The organism is Neobacillus sp. FW104-15D2 (assembly GCF_058790155.1).
On record NZ_JBYTCJ010000029.1, the window covers coordinates 15,761 to 31,351 of the forward strand.

Annotated in this window: 15 protein-coding genes; 3 read left to right on the forward strand and 12 right to left on the reverse strand. The window is 39.0% G+C overall.

The window, feature by feature from the left end; translation table 11 throughout:
- Positions 1 to 271: 271 nt before the first annotated feature.
- From fabF to AC3WR0_RS19765, 6 genes are all read right to left on the reverse strand, one after another.
- On the reverse strand, positions 272 to 1,510 hold the full coding sequence (gene fabF, locus AC3WR0_RS19740; RefSeq protein WP_492553958.1) for a beta-ketoacyl-ACP synthase II: 1,239 nt from the start codon (positions 1,508 to 1,510) through the stop codon (positions 272 to 274).
- A gap of 72 nt (positions 1,511 to 1,582) precedes the next feature.
- Positions 1,583 to 2,515 (reverse strand): beta-ketoacyl-ACP synthase III, encoded by a 933-nt coding sequence (locus tag AC3WR0_RS19745; RefSeq protein WP_492553914.1) that lies wholly within the window; start codon positions 2,513 to 2,515, stop codon positions 1,583 to 1,585.
- A 689-nt stretch (positions 2,516 to 3,204) separates the two neighbouring features.
- Positions 3,205 to 3,402, reverse strand: coding sequence for a ComZ family protein (locus tag AC3WR0_RS19750; protein ID WP_492553915.1), 198 nt, complete (start codon positions 3,400 to 3,402; stop codon positions 3,205 to 3,207).
- A gap of 23 nt (positions 3,403 to 3,425) precedes the next feature.
- Positions 3,426 to 4,370 (reverse strand): BMP family ABC transporter substrate-binding protein, encoded by a 945-nt coding sequence (locus AC3WR0_RS19755; RefSeq protein WP_492553916.1) that lies wholly within the window; start codon positions 4,368 to 4,370, stop codon positions 3,426 to 3,428.
- A gap of 101 nt (positions 4,371 to 4,471) precedes the next feature.
- Entirely contained in the window at positions 4,472 to 5,326 is an 855-nt protein-coding gene (locus AC3WR0_RS19760; RefSeq protein ID WP_492553917.1) for a hypothetical protein, read from the reverse strand.
- Positions 5,327 to 5,408: 82 nt separating this feature from the next.
- Positions 5,409 to 6,140, reverse strand: coding sequence for a lipase family protein (locus AC3WR0_RS19765; protein ID WP_492553918.1), 732 nt, complete (start codon positions 6,138 to 6,140; stop codon positions 5,409 to 5,411).
- Positions 6,141 to 6,360: 220 nt separating this feature from the next.
- Between AC3WR0_RS19765 and AC3WR0_RS19770 the strand changes: the two genes are divergently transcribed.
- Entirely contained in the window at positions 6,361 to 6,549 is a 189-nt protein-coding gene (locus AC3WR0_RS19770; RefSeq protein WP_027321784.1) for a YjzD family protein, read from the forward strand.
- A 110-nt stretch (positions 6,550 to 6,659) separates the two neighbouring features.
- Here AC3WR0_RS19770 and clpB read toward each other — a convergent pair whose 3' ends face one another.
- Positions 6,660 to 9,260: an ATP-dependent chaperone ClpB gene (clpB, locus tag AC3WR0_RS19775; protein ID WP_492553919.1), complete on the reverse strand. Its 2,601-nt coding sequence runs from the start codon at positions 9,258 to 9,260 to the stop codon at positions 6,660 to 6,662.
- A 207-nt stretch (positions 9,261 to 9,467) separates the two neighbouring features.
- On the reverse strand, positions 9,468 to 9,647 hold the full coding sequence (locus AC3WR0_RS19780) for a YjzC family protein (RefSeq protein WP_027321786.1): 180 nt from the start codon (positions 9,645 to 9,647) through the stop codon (positions 9,468 to 9,470).
- A gap of 262 nt (positions 9,648 to 9,909) precedes the next feature.
- Here AC3WR0_RS19780 and AC3WR0_RS19785 point away from each other — a divergent pair, with 262 nt between their 5' ends.
- The gene (locus tag AC3WR0_RS19785; RefSeq protein WP_492553920.1) at positions 9,910 to 10,602 is read left to right on the forward strand and encodes a Crp/Fnr family transcriptional regulator; all 693 of its coding nucleotides are present in this window, start codon (positions 9,910 to 9,912) and stop codon (positions 10,600 to 10,602) included.
- 126 nt (positions 10,603 to 10,728) lie between these two features.
- Here the strand turns inward: AC3WR0_RS19785 and AC3WR0_RS19790 are convergent, their stop codons facing one another.
- The 3 genes from AC3WR0_RS19790 to AC3WR0_RS19800 form a co-directional block, all read right to left on the reverse strand.
- Complete coding sequence (locus tag AC3WR0_RS19790; RefSeq protein ID WP_492553921.1) at positions 10,729 to 11,451, reverse strand: YwiC-like family protein; 723 nt, start codon at positions 11,449 to 11,451, stop codon at positions 10,729 to 10,731.
- A gap of 80 nt (positions 11,452 to 11,531) precedes the next feature.
- Positions 11,532 to 12,077, reverse strand: a complete 546-nt coding sequence (gene mobB / locus AC3WR0_RS19795) for a molybdopterin-guanine dinucleotide biosynthesis protein B (RefSeq protein ID WP_492553922.1) — start codon at positions 12,075 to 12,077, stop codon at positions 11,532 to 11,534.
- Positions 12,065 to 13,330, reverse strand: coding sequence for a molybdopterin molybdotransferase MoeA (locus tag AC3WR0_RS19800; protein ID WP_492553923.1), 1,266 nt, complete (start codon positions 13,328 to 13,330; stop codon positions 12,065 to 12,067). Before AC3WR0_RS19800 ends, mobB begins: the two co-directional genes overlap by 13 nt.
- A 287-nt stretch (positions 13,331 to 13,617) precedes the next feature.
- Between AC3WR0_RS19800 and ric the strand changes: the two genes are divergently transcribed.
- The gene (ric, locus tag AC3WR0_RS19805) at positions 13,618 to 14,313 is read left to right on the forward strand and encodes an iron-sulfur cluster repair di-iron protein (protein WP_492553924.1); all 696 of its coding nucleotides are present in this window, start codon (positions 13,618 to 13,620) and stop codon (positions 14,311 to 14,313) included.
- A gap of 246 nt (positions 14,314 to 14,559) precedes the next feature.
- Here ric and moaA read toward each other — a convergent pair whose 3' ends face one another.
- Positions 14,560 to 15,576, reverse strand: coding sequence for a GTP 3',8-cyclase MoaA (gene moaA, locus AC3WR0_RS19810; protein ID WP_492553925.1), 1,017 nt, complete (start codon positions 15,574 to 15,576; stop codon positions 14,560 to 14,562).
- Between the last annotated feature and the right edge of the window lie 15 nt (positions 15,577 to 15,591).

Consider the following 15,591-nt stretch of genomic DNA (forward strand, 5'->3'; position numbering starts at 1 on the left):
TCACTCTCCTATTTTGTTTTTACCTTTGAGTAGTTTATGTGCGGGGATGTAAGTTGTTCATAAAACTAGGGCAGCAAGCCCTTGGTGAGGTGCACGTTCGTGGATGTTAGGTTAGGTCAATGTCCTGCAAAAAAGACGGGAGTTGCTTTACAGCAAGGTACGATGAGGAGTTATGTAAGTTGGTCCGTGAGATTCTCTCCCTTTTTCCCAAAATCAATATAAAAAGCAGGCGCACTTTTGCACCTGCTTTTTATCTGTATTAATTTAACTTTTATTCATATCTCACAAAAGCAATTGTTGCATTATGACCGCCAAATCCTAATGAATTGCTGATAGCGGCTTTAACTTCCTTTCGGCGCGCCTTATTTGGAACATAGTCAAGGTCACATTCAGGGTCTGGTGTCTCATAATTAATAGTTGGAGGAAGTATGCCTTCTTTAATAGCCATTACGGTAAAAATAGCTTCTATCCCGCCAGCAGCGCCCAGAAGGTGTCCTGTCATAGACTTTGTAGAGCTTATAGCTACATTGTAGGCATGCTCGCCAAATACTTCTTTTATAGCCATTGTTTCATACTTATCATTATAGTCTGTAGAGGTTCCATGAGCATTAATATAATCAATTTGTTCAGGACTGAGGCCTGCATCATCAATCGCCATTTTCATTGCCCTTGCCCCGCCTTCTCCGCCAGGTGCCGGGGCTGTTATATGATAGGCATCACCAGTTGAACCGTATCCAACGATTTCCGCATAGATCTTGGCACCACGAGCCAGAGCATGCTCTAATTCCTCAAGAATTACTACTCCTGCTCCCTCTCCAATGACGAATCCGTCCCGATTCATATCAAATGGACGGCTCGCTGTTTTTGGATCTGGATTGTTGGATAATGCTGTATTTGCACAAAATCCAGCTACTGCCATTTTGGTAATTGGAGCCTCTGCTCCTCCTGTAACCATTACATCAGCATCTCCGCGTTGAATTACTTTAAAAGCATCTCCAATAGAATTGGTTCCAGTTGCACAAGCAGTAACAGTACAAGAATTAAAGCCTCTCGCTCCTAGAGTAATAGAAACCTGGCCTGTTGCCATATCCGGAATCATCATCGGAACGAAGAATGGGCTTACCCTTCTGTATCCTCTGTTTAAAAATATTTCATATTGATTTTCAAATGTCTCCATGCCGCCTATTCCAGAGCCTATCCAGACACCTACACGCGGAGCATTCTCATCAGTGATCACCAAATCGGCATCCTTTACAGCCATCAAGGATGCAGCTACAGCATAATGTGTAAACCGGTCCATTTTTCTTGCGTCTTTTTTCTCAATAAATTCCTCTACATTGAAATCTTTTAACTCTGCCGACACTTTGGCAGGATACTCATCCGCATTAATTCTAGTTAACGGACCAACCCCGGATACTCCTTCGATCGCATTACTCCAGCTTGTCGCAGCATCATTGCCAAGCGGTGTAACTGCTCCGATGCCCGTAACCACTACTCGTCGTTTTTTCATCATCTATCCATCTCCTTTGTCTGTATTCATAAATCTATTTTAAATGTGTCTTTTGTCAAATGATGAGCGGCCTTATCTTCCCCAGCGCATAGCAATGGCACCCCAGGTTAGTCCTCCGCCAAATCCTACCATAATAATAATGTCATCATCTTTAATTTTTCCAGCTTCGAGCTCTTCTACCAAAGAAATAGGTATCGAAGCAGCCGAAGTATTTCCATATTTATTAACGGTTTTAGACATTTTTTCTACTGGAAGTTCTAGTCTCTGCCTTGAAGCTTCCATGATGCGGATATTAGCCTGATGAGGAATAAGAAAGTCGACATCCTCTTTCGTTAGGCCGGCTTTTTCCAGGACATTCAAGCTGCTTTCGCCCATTTGGCGGACTGCAAATTTGAATACCTCCCGTCCATTCATAATTATATATTCATCTTGATAAAGGTGTTTCCCACCTGTACCATCTGCACCTAATTCAAAGGATAAAATTCCTCTGCCTTCTTTAACATTGCCAATTACTGCGGCACCCGCTCCGTCTCCGAAAAGAACTGCTGTATTCCGATCGTTCCAGTCCGTAACCTTTGATAGCTTTTCAACACCTATTACAAGTACATATTTATATCCACCTGATTCAACAAACTGTTTTGCTGTTACCATTCCATACATGAAACCTGCGCATGCTGCACTTATATCCATAGCTGCAGCTTTTTTCGCACCAAGTCTTTCCTGAAGCATACAAGAAACAGAGGGAAATGGTCGATCTGGAGTTACTGTTGAAACAAGAATCATATCAAGTTCTTCTGCAGTTATACCGGCATTTTCAATCGCCTTTTGTGCAGCAGCAAAAGCCATATCAGAGGTATTTGTATTGTCATCTGCTATTCTTCTTTCTTCAATACCGGTTCTTGTACGGATCCATTCATCAGAAGTATCCATTACCTTTTCCAAATCAGCATTTGTGACTACCCTTTCAGGCAAAAATCTGCCGATGCCAACGATTCCTGCACCCATAATTTCCAGCTCCTTTTCTTTTTTACCCCTATTATTCAGTATATCCAGTTTCAATTATCATCAAATATTATTACCTGGTACTAATTTTACCTATAAATTAGAATTTGTGCAACAGGTTTAGCTTCGTTTTTTCCGCCATTATTCATACACATTTGATTCAAAAGCGTGTGATTTAGGGCTCAACAGGAGGAGAAGGTGGTATGGAAAAGAAATCCTTCGTAAGATAAAAGAACCCGCGAAACCGCTCACAAGAATTATGCTTAAGTCCCGCCGGGAAGTGATGACTTTACTTCATGACAACCATCGGCCTATTAGGCCAGATTTTAATCCATTTAATTTTGTCCAGCTACTGTGGAATATAGGTGAATTGGTTGAATCACCCTTAAAGTTAAGTCGTCATGTCCTTTTTTTCACGTCCTGTGGCAGCGCCTTCCTGACCCACATCCCCGAAAAAACTAATGCTTTTTCGCGAGGTAGCTGAAGAAGACTTCCTTATGATGCTTGATTAAAATAAACCTACCTCGGAGTTACCATAAGGGGAAAAATCTTTAGTGCTTCCTAAATAGAAAAAATTAGCTTCCTATTCAATAGGAATTCTCGATAAAATCACAAAAGGGGTCCGGAATAAAACATTCCGAACCCCCTTTTGTCGACAAACTGAATAGCTGCGTATGGGCTGCTATCTGTTATTATTGGTCTGACTCTTTTTTAGCATCATCATAGCCCAGATCATATGCTTCGTTCATTACTTTCGTAAATAGAGACATTAGGGGCTGAAGCATTTCCATAGATAATTCAATGCCCAATTGATCTAGTTGTGCTTTTGCTTCCGGAAAGTGCTTCATTGCTATTTGCATAAATTGCATATTTTTTTCTTGTGCGTTCATATGTATACTCCTTTTTTATACTACTATGGCAATTTGCCAGTTGCTATATATTTTTCTATATCCCCATTTATTTCATTGGTAAACTTTTTATCAACCATGGGGCTAAACTTACCGAGTGAAACTCCCTTATCCTTAAAATCAAATTCCAGGTTTCCTGATTTTAGTTTTCCTTCTGCATATTGTCTTGCTACAACTTCATACAAATGGTCTACATTCTGTATGGTACTTGTTAACACTGTTGTTTCGCCAAGATCAGATTGGTCTGAAACATATCCGATTACAAAAAGACCATGCTCCTTCATTTTTTCAATTAAGGGAACATTAAAACCGTCGCCGGCAGGATAAAGGACATCTACCCCGTTTTCGATCATCTGATCAAGTAATTGACTGGCTTTTACTTCATCATCCCAATTACCTACATATTTTATAGATATATCCGTATTCTTATTCTCACTCAATGCCCCTTTTTGAAAGCCCTCAACTTCAGACTGCCAATTATATGCGGCAATAACACCGATCCGATGCGTTTTCGACATGTGTGCTGCTACTTTTCCCCCAAAATACCCCATCGCATATCCCTTAAAATTTAAACTTGTAGTATTTGGGTTTTTAGCATCCCCATTAAAACTGACAAATTGTATATCAGGATACTTTTCTGATATTCGATTAAAGTAATTTGCATATTCAGCACCATGGCCAAAGATAAGATTTACTCCTTTTTGATGAAGTTCTTTAACAGCCCGTTCAACCACCAAATCAGTATTCATGCCTTCTTTATAATATACATCTATATTAAATTCAGACTGGATTTTCAGCATCCCTTTATAGCCTTTTGTTCCCCATACCTGGTCATTAATGGTGTCAGGAACCAATAATCCAACTTTTTTAAGCTTACCTGCTGTATCTGAATGGCTGCACGAGCTTAGAAGGAAAAGGGATATAAAGATAACAGTTAAACGGTACCACATGATTGTCCCTCCTTCTCAAGGCAGCACCAAATTTTTTCTTTTGAGGTGTATTTGCTCTTTTTATTCTAACCTTATCAAAAAGAATTGAAAAGGAGTTTCCATCACTTCCATATTTGACTATCCCTTAATCGTTCATTATGCTTTTTTTGAATTGAATATCCTTCTGAGAAAGAAGTTATTTTATTTATGTGCAGTCTTAATAGATCGTTATCGTTAAAGTTATTCAGCGGACGATTTTCTGGAACAGGTTTATTGATCGATTTCAGCTGCAGGATACAATTCTCCCAGTAATTTTCTTCGCTGCTTTCTAATAAGTAGCGGCCACTTCTTTCACTTTCGATAGTTTCGGTCAATTTTGATACGGCATCTTCAATATAGATTAAATCTGCCGTCCATTCTCTATCTGGCTTTTTTTCAGTTTTACTTCCCATATCCTCCAGGATAGCCTGCTGCACATAAAAGGTAGCTGGCTGCCAGGGGCCATATAGAGATGGAAGATAGAAATACTGACATCTCTGTTCCTCTATATTAAACTCTGAAATAAATGCTCTTAGTGTAAATAAGATATCAGCTTTAAAAGAATCGGTTAACAATTGAACAGGCAATAAAAAGACAAAGAGATTTGTTCCGTTATCATTTGATTCAAGACTTTTTATAAGGGATTTTAGATCATCCTTTTTAGTAATGGAATCATCCTTAAACTCCATAAATAAATCAAATAGGGAAACAATCACTGCTGTTTTTTCAAGATTGGATGTTTCACCTGCAGCTCCCTCCAGGCATGTTTCAGCAAAATTAGCATTCCTGCCAATCTCAAGGCGTTTTTCATCCGCATAGGAATCTATATCGTTCTCCGGAAAGCTTATCCCTGTTACCTCCCACCCCTTGCCCAAAAGTGCTGTACATAGATGAAATCCAACAAATTGAAAAGTACCGTAGATAATTGCCCTTTCCATTTGAATACCTCCCAGGTCCTCAGAATATATTGAATCCTATGCTTTATGAAGTTTTTTTATTTCTTGAATAAATTCAGAGGGGTTACAGCATTTTCTCATGCTTTTTATAAAACTTGATTATTTGCACACCAAGCTGCTGTTTTTTTTCGGGAACCATAAAATTTGCGCTAACTCTCCCGGCATCCGGAGAATTAATCAGTTTCTGATAAAGTGGTGATTGATTAAATGCCCTTCCTCCTGATAATATCTGAATGATCTTAACAGATATGTCTTTATCAAATAAGATGGGATCTTCGCTTTTTAGTATTTTATTCTCCACGGTTTTACTATCGGTTTGATAAGCAAGTGATAACTCACTTAACAGTTTTTTATAAAAAAACTTATGTTCCCGTTCTTGCTCTAAGTGCAATTTTAAGGATAATATGGGATTCACAAAAACCGCTGAGCGAATTCTCCCTCCCATTTCTTTAAAAAGCTCGAGGGCAACAAGACTTCCCATTCCTTCAGCAAGGATATGGATCTTTTCATTTAATATTTCATTTCGGATTACATGCTGGTAAAGCCTTTGTGCCAATTCAACCGAGGGTCTGCTTCCCCAATTTTTCCCGAAGAGGTTAGAAGAAAAAATAGTATATCCTGCTTCCTTAAATTCCTCTATCAAGGAAAGCTTCCCCTCATTCTGCAGCCAGAAGCTTTTGCTTTCATCTACGAAATGCCTTTCATCTCCTATTATAAGGATACCGAAGCCATTTGGCTTTTCAGGATAGTGTATGATATTCCATTGGGTATCCAGTTGAAAAATCCGGTTATCCATAGAGAAAACTCCTTTTACATCAATTCATCAGATTATCGTATGCTTTTTCATGTAATTGGAAAGGGGCTTTGCCCAATTATTGAAGAATAAATTGAAAAATATTCATTTCATGAATGAATGACTAACTTGGATTTTTCATCTTGTGATTTGGAGGTTCATTATTTCTATTACCTATGGTAAGATGTTAGAAGAATGAATGAAATAGTATGAGGTGAAATTAATGAAATACTTTTGGACACTGTTCTGGACATTCCTACTGTGTGAAATGCTGACATATGTCGTTTGCTCAATGGTAGGTTCTGAATTTAAAGTTGAAACCGGTGCCATTCTGGCTGTAGGCTTTACGATCCTGATTCTTATCATTCCAGCAATTATTCCTAACGATAAGGAAGAAAAGCACATTCATTAAAGAAAAGCATAGAGCCCGTTTAAACTGGGTTCCATGTTAGACAGTAGAAAAGCAGCATCTGCTTTCTAACTTTTAAAAAGTCATCCTGCCCAAAAACAGGATGACTTTTTTTAGTGAACCATAAAAACAAGTTTTCCATCTTCGACATTAATATTTAAAGTACTGTTCGATTTAATTTTTCCAGATATAATCTCTCTGGCGAGCCTTGTTTCTATATTTTTTTGAATATACCTCTTTAAAGGCCTTGCACCGAAGTCAGGATTATATCCATTTTCGGCTATATATTTTTTAGCAGATTCCGTCAATAAAATTTGAATATGCTGATCTTCCACTCTGTTTTGCAGATCATCTATCATCTTGTTTACTATTTCCTTTATCTCATTGCCAGTTAATGGTTTAAAAAGAACAATTTCGTCTATGCGATTTAAAAACTCTGGACGGAAATGTGTTCTCAACAGCTGCTCTACTTTATCTACAGTAGTTTTAGAAAGCTCATGGCCATCGTTTTTTTCTTCAAGCAATAATTGTGATCCTATATTGGATGTCATAATAATAACGGTGTTTTTGAAGTCAACCGTCCTGCCTTGGGAATCTGTAATTCGTCCATCATCCAATGCTTGAAGGAGCAGGTTAAAAACCTCTGAATGTGCTTTTTCTACTTCATCTAAAAGGATAACGGAATAAGGCCTTCTTCGAACAGCTTCAGTCAGCTGTCCCCCTTCTTCATAACCTACATACCCAGGAGGTGCTCCAATCAACCTTGATACCGCAAACTTTTCCATATACTCAGACATATCAATACGAATCATTTGTTCTTCACTGTCAAATAATGCTTCAGCCAGGGCTTTTGCCAGCTCTGTTTTTCCTACCCCGGTTGGGCCAAGGAATAAAAATGATCCTATTGGCCTGTTTGGATCCTTTATACCAGCCCTCGCTCTGATTACTGCATCTGAAACTAGCTGAATAGCTTCGTCCTGGCCAATGACACGTCTATGAAGGAGAGCCTCGAGGTTTAAAAGTTTTTCTCTTTCTCCTTCAACAAGCCTTGTTAAAGGAATTCCTGTCCACCGTGCCACAATATCTGCTATTTCTTCCTCTGTCACTTCTTCCCGGAGAAGACGGTTCTCGTTCTGATCTTCTGAAGCAGCTTCAAGCTCCTTAATTTCCTTTTCCATTTGAGGAATTCTTCCGTGTCGAAGCTCAGCAGCACGATTTAAATCATATTTATCCTCCGCCTTTTGAAGTTCAATACGAAGGTTCTCCAATTCCTCTTTTTTCTCCTGTACATTTTGAATGCTCTCTTTTTCTTTTTGCCATTGTCCCCTCATTGCATGCGCCTGCTCTTTTAAATCCGCCAGTTCCTTCTCCAGCTCGGCGAGCCGCTGAAGGCTGCTTTCATCTTTCTCTTTTTTCAATGCAGCTTCTTCAATTTCAAGCAGCATCAGGCGTCTGGTTACTTCATCCAGTTCAGTCGGCATTGAATCAATTTCAGTCCTGATATGTGCACATGCTTCATCCACTAAATCAATTGCTTTATCAGGCAGGAAACGGTCTGAAATATACCTTTCCGAAAGAGTAGCTGCGGCAACAAGGGCCCTGTCATGTATTTTTACCCCATGATGGATTTCAAATCTCTCTTTTAATCCTCGCAAAATAGAAATTGTATCTTCCACTCCTGGTTCCTGTACCAGAACCTGCTGAAAGCGGCGTTCCAAAGCAGGGTCTTTTTCTATATATTTTCGGTGTTCCTCAAGTGTGGTTGCCCCAATACAATGAAGTTCCCCGCGGGCCAGCATGGGCTTTAGCATATTGCCTGCATCCATAGCTCCTTCCGTCTTTCCCGCACCCACGATAGTATGGAGCTCATCTATAAACAATAAAATTTTTCCTTCACTCTTCTTTACTTCATTTAAAACTGCTTTTAATCTTTCTTCGAATTCTCCCCTGAATTTAGCACCTGCGATTAGAGAACTCATATCTAGTGAAAAGATGGTTTTATCTTTTAGACCTTCAGGCACATCTTTTCTTACAATTCTTTGGGCAAGCCCCTCAACGATTGCTGTTTTTCCTACCCCTGGTTCACCAATTAGGACAGGATTGTTTTTTGTTTTTCTTGAAAGGATTCTGATTACGTGTCTGATTTCAGTATCCCGCCCAATAACCGGATCAACTTTTCCAGTTTTTACTTCCTCTACAAGGTCCCTGCCGTATTTTTTTAATGCTTCGTAGGTCTCTTCCGGGTTTTGTGTAGTCACTCGCTGGTTCCCCCTTATTTCTTTAATAGCTTTTAAAAGCGCATTTGAATCCGCATTGACTTCATTTAAAACTTTTCCCATTCCAGTTTGAGATGCAGAATCAGCAGCCAGCAGTATATGTTCAGTTGAGATAAATTCATCAGTAAATTGCTTTTTTACTTCCTCAGCTTTTATAAGCAGATTTTGTAAATTTGAGGTAATATATAAGGTCCCGTCCGCCACACCGCTTCCGGTAACCTGCGGTTTCATATCCAGTTTCTCTTTTATTTTTTGTTTAACAGTTTCTATTTTAATACCGGTTCTTTCTAAAACAGTATTAATCAGGCTGTCTTTCTGATTCATTAATGAAAGAAACAAATGTAAGTCATCGACCTCCTGATGCTGGAACTCTGCTGCTAATTCCCGAGCCCCAATAAAGCCTTTTTGCAAGCGTTCCGTCATCTTATTTAAGTCCATTTTATACCTCCATTTGACCTTTTTTGACCTTATATATATTTATTATATTCCATGAGAAAAAGAAAGAAAAGCCACCCGCTTTGGATGGCTTCTAAAAGAGTGGCATGTTGATTTTTACTGTAGGCGCACGCTTTCCGCTTCAATCAATATAGCTGCACAAATTCAACAATGAAAACCTTGAACCAGAAGATCATAAGATCTATTTTTTCATGGTTTAGGAAAATAGGTCCATAGTCGGTTGTGATTGGATGTTTCCGGAAAGACATCCCCAGCTTTCATTTTCATTTTTTGAGGATTAACAATATTGCTTCCAGTTTCACCTGTTTCAATATAAATTCCATTGTTGGGAGCTTTCTGCCCCGGACGGAATTGTCTGTTTTGTCCCATAATGCTGCCTCCTTTAAAGAAACTTCTTTACTAATTTCCCCCGTTCCGCTCAAATTATAGGGTCCTTTTTTTCGACAAATATTTCCCAAGGAATAGTTGTAATTTTATCTTTATTTTGAGAAATTTATGTCTTTTGTATGAATCTTATTCTAAAGCCGTTGTATTTCCACTAATAAACAATATAATTACAGTAATATCTACTTTGATAGGTAATTTGTCTTGTTTTGTCTTATGCTATTTTGGAACTAAAGGTGGTAATAGCATGCACTCATTAACTGATATTTCATTGGATTTACATGAACTGCTCAAAACCGTTCACCATGTAAGAAAAATGGAAAAGGGAAGCTTACTTTTTCAGGAAGGTGCCCCCGCAGAGGAGCTTTATATAATTAAACGAGGAATGCTTCAATTAAGTAAAAGCATACCAGACGGAAGAGAATTGACTCTCCGGATTTGTTCGGAGGGTGACTTGGCAGGAGAGGCTAATCTTTTCATGCCTTCATCAAAATACTATCTTAGTGCCAAAGTGACAGAAAGCGGTGAAGTCGCTGTTATTTTAAAGGAACATCTGGAAGAACAGCTTAGCAAGGATCATGATTTGGCCGTTGAGTTTATGAGGTGGATGAGCATTCAGCATCTTAAAACACAGACCAAATTTCGGGATTTAGTTCTTCATGGAAAAAAAGGAGCTTTGTATTCGATACTCATAAGGCTTTCAAATAGCTATGGAAGAGAAGTAGAGGATGGTATTATTCTTGATTTGCCTCTAACAAATCAGGAACTAGCTAATTTTTGTGGTACTTCCAGGGAAGTAGTCAATAGGCTGCTTAGCGACTTACGAAGATCGGGAATAATATCTGTAAAAAAAGGTATTATTACAATTCATGAATTGGATACTTTAAAAACAGAAATTGATTGTGAAAACTGTTCAAAGGATATATGCTGTATTGAATAAGCCGGCCCTCTGGGGCCGGCTTATTTTTCTAATCGGGAATGGATCAGAAGAGTATTGCCATAGTTTGCGGCGGCTTTTAGCCTTCATTTTCTTAACAGACACATGAGCCTTAGTAAGAGATAACGCCTAAAATTTAAAAACCTGCACTGCCATCAGGATAAAGAAAAGGGCTGCATTCACTATTTCGTAAATCCCAACCTGCTTAGCGGAAATGCTTTTTCCATAAAAGCCAATGGCCCTTAGCAAGCTAGGGATATAGGCAAATGCCGCGATCCATAAGCCAAGGAAAATCCACAGCGTTGGAACAAGAAGATGATATGACCATGAAATCCACTTGTATTGAAGATTCTTTTTTTCCCGGATCATTGTTTTAACGTAAAAAGTGCTTCCCAAAAAGAAAAGAATCGATGTACTAAAGAGAAGAAAAGAATCGATGGTTACCGTACCATCTGCCATATAGGCACTCGCAAGCCCAGCAATAGCAAAAGCAATAATCGCACTAATATCATTTGTCAGTGCCCTGTCTTTATTTTTTGATGAAAAATAAGCATTAATCGCAAACAATGGGATCATCGCAAGCCCGAAAATAATTATTGATGGCCTTGTGAACAAGGGAACTAATAATAAAAGAATAGCTGGAATTATATAAATAAGTGTCCATTTTATATAAAACTGGATCTTCTTTCTTTTAAATAAAAGCAACATAGGATAAGTGGCAAGATATAAAAAGACCCAGCCGATAAAAAACGGGATATGTTCCCACATAAAATGTGATCCAATCACACCAAGCCAAAAGGGAACAATAAGCATTGCCCAGGCACCGTGCTGTTTTGGTAAAAAAAGCTTCATCTTTTTCACTCCTTATTTCCTGCTACCTCCAATATAAGCGAGCGCAAAACAAAAAAAAGTGAAGCTTATCACATTTCCTTTTACCTTTTAGTGTCATTTTTATGAATTTCCTGAAGAAGATCAATCAGCTGTTTCTCCAATATGGAATCCTTAATATTGAATCGGGGGTATTTAGCAGCTAAGCCAGATTTTATAAGGACATCCTCATCCCAGTAAACTATAGCAATAATATTTACAAGAGAAGATAGGAGTTTTAAATCCTTCTGATCTTTTATCATTACCACTTTTGGAAATTCTGCCTGTTTATGTCCCTCAATTAGGATAATATCGGGATAAAACTCCTTCATTAATTTAATTTTTTCAGAAAGGCTCCAGGTGGTTTTTTCCGCCTGTAACACCAGACGGCCTTCCCCTTCTACAAGAGAAGCAGCCGCCCCCGATAAAATATGGCGGGTGGAATCCTTCTCATCCGCAACTTCTGGTTTTCCGCCATGGCCATGATGTTTAATGGTAACAACTTTTTTTCCTCTGTGCGACCATTCTTTTATCACCCTTGAAATGGCTGCTGTTTTACCACTGTTTTGATATCCGGCAACCTGAATGATTAAAGGTTTTACCAAGGCCAATGACTTCCTTCCTGATCCTCAAGCATAAGTACATCAACTTCCATTCCCGCCTCAAATCCCCTGGTGCCGCCCGGAAGTATCATCAATGAATTTGCTCCCGCAAGACTCATTACAATATTAGATTTATCCAATCCGCTTGGTGAGACGGTCAACTTTCCTTCGGTTATGGTTAAAGCGCTTCGTACAAATCTTGTGAATGGGTTTGCTTTTGGAAAAGCAACATCGAGGATTGCTTTTTCCTTCCGCAAATGTGGTTTGGGTGCAAAAAGCATCCCTCTTATTATTGGACGTGCAAAAAGCTCAAACCCAACATAGCATGCAGATGGATTGCCTGACAGGCCAAATAGTAGCCTGCCATTACTCTGGGCAACTGTTGTTACGCTCCCGGGCCTCATCGCTACCTTATTAAAAAGTACCTCTGCGCCCAATTTATCATATATCTCAGGAAGATAATCGAAATCACCCACTGAAACTCCTCCAGTGGTAACGAGAATATCAACGGAATCAATAGCATTTTTAACTGCTTCAAAACAAGTATCAAATTCATCAGGAAGCTTTCCAAAGTATTGGACACTTCCCCCGGCACGCTCAATTTGTGCAGCAATCATGTAAGAATTGCTGTTTCTTATTTTTCCTGGTTCAAGTGGTTCATCTACTTCCAGGAGTTCAGTCCCGGTTGCAAAAAGGCCCACCTTTGGCTTAGCTGCTACTGGGACTTTTTCATAGCCGAATGTAGCAAGCATGGCTTGAATTCCAGGATTAATTAATGTTCCCTTTTCAACGAGGACAGTTCCTTCTTTCGCATCCTCACCACGAAAAGATACATTATCACCAGGTTTAAAGCTTCTTTTTATAGACATAAAAGGTATTCCGTCTTTTTCATAGCTTTTAGCTACCTCAAACATGACAACAGCGTCCGAACCAGTTGGCATCATTGCACCAGTCATAATTCGAACAGCTTGATATTCATTTAGTTTTTTTTCTGAAACCATTCCAGCGCCTATATGGTCAATTACTTCAAATTCAACCGTGTTACTTTGTGAAGCATCAACTGTATCAACGGAACGTACTGCAAAACCATCATAAGGGGCCCTGTTAAAATGAGGCACATCACTTGTCGCTATTAAATCTTCTGATAAAAAGCGTCCAAAACTTTCATTAATAGAAACCATTTCCGTTTTTCCTGTTAACCTATACTCCATTACTTTTTCTACGGCTTCTCCAATTGAAATGGCAGTTCTTCTTTCAAACATAATCATCAGCTCCTGCAATTCAAACCTTTTTATTTCTTTTTACATTCATTTCCTATATTCCTATCCATTATAAGCGTACTCCACAGGCCTTTGCATGGCAAACGCCTTGTATTCCCCCTTCACTCTGCAGAATCATCATAGCAAAGCAAGGAATAGGCAGGTTATGACAGAGTTCACAAAAATGATAAAAATACTGAAAAATTTTTGATTAGTGTGATTTAGGTCACCCGGTTACCATTTCAAATCCGTTATCCTAAAATCAAGAAACGTAAGGAGGAAATTAAAAAATGACTATTCCATTCACTGAAAATACACTGGTAAAAGATATTGTAAACGAATTGCCAAAATCTAGCGATGTTTTTAAACGAAACCGCATCGATTTTTGCTGCGGCGGCAATATTCCTTTAAAGGAAGCTGCAACCGGGGCAGGAGTTTCCCTGGATCAATTAATTGGTAACCTTACAGAGGTATATGAAAAAAGAGAAACTGGAGAAATTGACTGGAAGGCCTGGATGGATAAAGAATCTAATGACATCATTAACCATGTAATCGACAAATACCACCGCCCTCTTTTGGAAGAATTGGCTAACCTTAGCCCATATGTAACCAAAGTATCACGTGTTCATGGAGGGAATCATCCAGAGCTATTAACCATGTATGAACTTTTTTATGAGTTTAAAAAAGAAATGCTGGAGCACACTGCGAAAGAAGATGAATTGGTATTCCCTTTAATTCAGAAATTAGAAGGTTTAAATGAAGATGAACTGCAGGAAGCTTTAAACTCTATTAGGGAACTTGAAAAAGAGCATGACCATGCCGGGTCACTTTTAAAAGAACTTAGAAACGTTACTTCTGACTTTAATCCACCCATGGATGCCTGCGGTACCTACCGCTTAGTCTATAAGCGGCTGGAAATGCTTGAGGGAGAAACCTTTAATCATGTCCATATGGAAAATAATATCTTATTTCCCCGCTATTTATAATTAACTTTGTTAATCTTGTTTGTTGATATTCGTTAAAATCCACCCCTGTCCGCGGAGCCTCCTCGCTCGCTTTTTCGCAGGACAATAAAACTTGAATAAACTGTGCACAAAGGAAGTGGAAATGCATTTTAAGAGGAGTTTTACGAATTTTAACAGCGACTATACTTAAAGAAGAAAACCTCCTGGTTCCAATTGACAGGAGGTTTTTGCATTGGTGAAAAATAAAAACTCCCTTAAAAAGGGAGTTTAGCCGCCTATATAGGACATTTCTATTTTCTTTCTATTAGTAATTGTTTCTGCTGTTCTTTCATCGGAATACCGGTCAGTTCGTCCGTTCCATATACCGGTTATTCGTGCAGCTATTTCTTCATCCGTTGCCTCGTTTCGCATGAAGTTTCGGATATCATGGCCATTACCATTAAACAGACATGTAAACAACTGGCCGTTCGCTGAGAGTCTGGATCGTGTACAGCTGCTGCAGAAGGATTCAGATACAGAAGTAATAAACCCTACCTGAATATCAGTCCCTTTGTATCTATACCTTTTAGCTACCTCGCCAAAATAATCCGGATCAACAGGTTCCAGTTCAAATTTTCCCTTTAACATTTCAAATATTTGCTTCTTGGTAATAACATCATCCATCTTCCAGCCGTTAGTGCTGCCAACATCCATGAACTCAATATAGCGCAGCTGGAGGCCTTCTTGCTTGCAAAACTCTGCCATAGGGATTATTTCTGAATCATTAAGACCCTTTTTGACAACCATATTAACTTTAACGCCAAGCCCTGCTGCCTGAGCGGCTTTAATGCCATCTAGTACAGGCTGTACACCGACGCCGCGGCCGTTAATTTTTCCAAAAAGCTCATCATTGAGGCTGTCCAGACTGACATTGACCCTTTTCAGACCAGCCTTTTTTAGATCAGCAGCCAATTTTGGCAAAAGCACCCCATTTGTGGTTAGGCCGATATCGCTTAGTCCCTCGATTTTTGATAGTTTTTCTACAAGGACAGGCATATCTTTTCTAAGCAGAGGTTCTCCCCCTGTCAATCTGATTTTTTCAACGCCTAGACTGACAAATATCTTAGCAAGACGCTCAATCTCTTCATAGGATAACAATGCACTTTTAGGCAAAAATACAAAATCAGGACCAAACTCGTCTGCGGGCATGCAATACTGACATCTAAAGTTACAGCGATCGATTACAGATATTCTCAGATCTCTTAGAGGCCTGTTCAATTTATCTTTAATAATGGACTTTTGCAATTCCATCAACTCCAA

Coding starts and splice junctions, on each gene's coding strand:
- fabF (WP_492553958.1), bottom strand. CDS start 1,510: ATGAAAAAACGACGAGTAGTGGTTACGGGCATCGGAGCAGTTACACCG.
- AC3WR0_RS19745 (WP_492553914.1), bottom strand. CDS start 2,515: ATGGGTGCAGGAATCGTTGGCATCGGCAGATTTTTGCCTGAAAGGGTA.
- AC3WR0_RS19750 (WP_492553915.1), bottom strand. CDS start 3,402: ATGAACGCACAAGAAAAAAATATGCAATTTATGCAAATAGCAATGAAG.
- AC3WR0_RS19755 (WP_492553916.1), bottom strand. CDS start 4,370: ATGTGGTACCGTTTAACTGTTATCTTTATATCCCTTTTCCTTCTAAGC.
- AC3WR0_RS19760 (WP_492553917.1), bottom strand. CDS start 5,326: ATGGAAAGGGCAATTATCTACGGTACTTTTCAATTTGTTGGATTTCAT.
- AC3WR0_RS19765 (WP_492553918.1), bottom strand. CDS start 6,140: ATGGATAACCGGATTTTTCAACTGGATACCCAATGGAATATCATACAC.
- AC3WR0_RS19770 (WP_027321784.1), top strand. CDS start 6,361: ATGAAATACTTTTGGACACTGTTCTGGACATTCCTACTGTGTGAAATG.
- clpB (WP_492553919.1), bottom strand. CDS start 9,260: ATGGACTTAAATAAGATGACGGAACGCTTGCAAAAAGGCTTTATTGGG.
- AC3WR0_RS19780 (WP_027321786.1), bottom strand. CDS start 9,647: ATGGGACAAAACAGACAATTCCGTCCGGGGCAGAAAGCTCCCAACAAT.
- AC3WR0_RS19785 (WP_492553920.1), top strand. CDS start 9,910: ATGCACTCATTAACTGATATTTCATTGGATTTACATGAACTGCTCAAA.
- AC3WR0_RS19790 (WP_492553921.1), bottom strand. CDS start 11,451: ATGAAGCTTTTTTTACCAAAACAGCACGGTGCCTGGGCAATGCTTATT.
- AC3WR0_RS19800 (WP_492553923.1), bottom strand. CDS start 13,330: ATGTTTGAAAGAAGAACTGCCATTTCAATTGGAGAAGCCGTAGAAAAA.
- ric (WP_492553924.1), top strand. CDS start 13,618: ATGACTATTCCATTCACTGAAAATACACTGGTAAAAGATATTGTAAAC.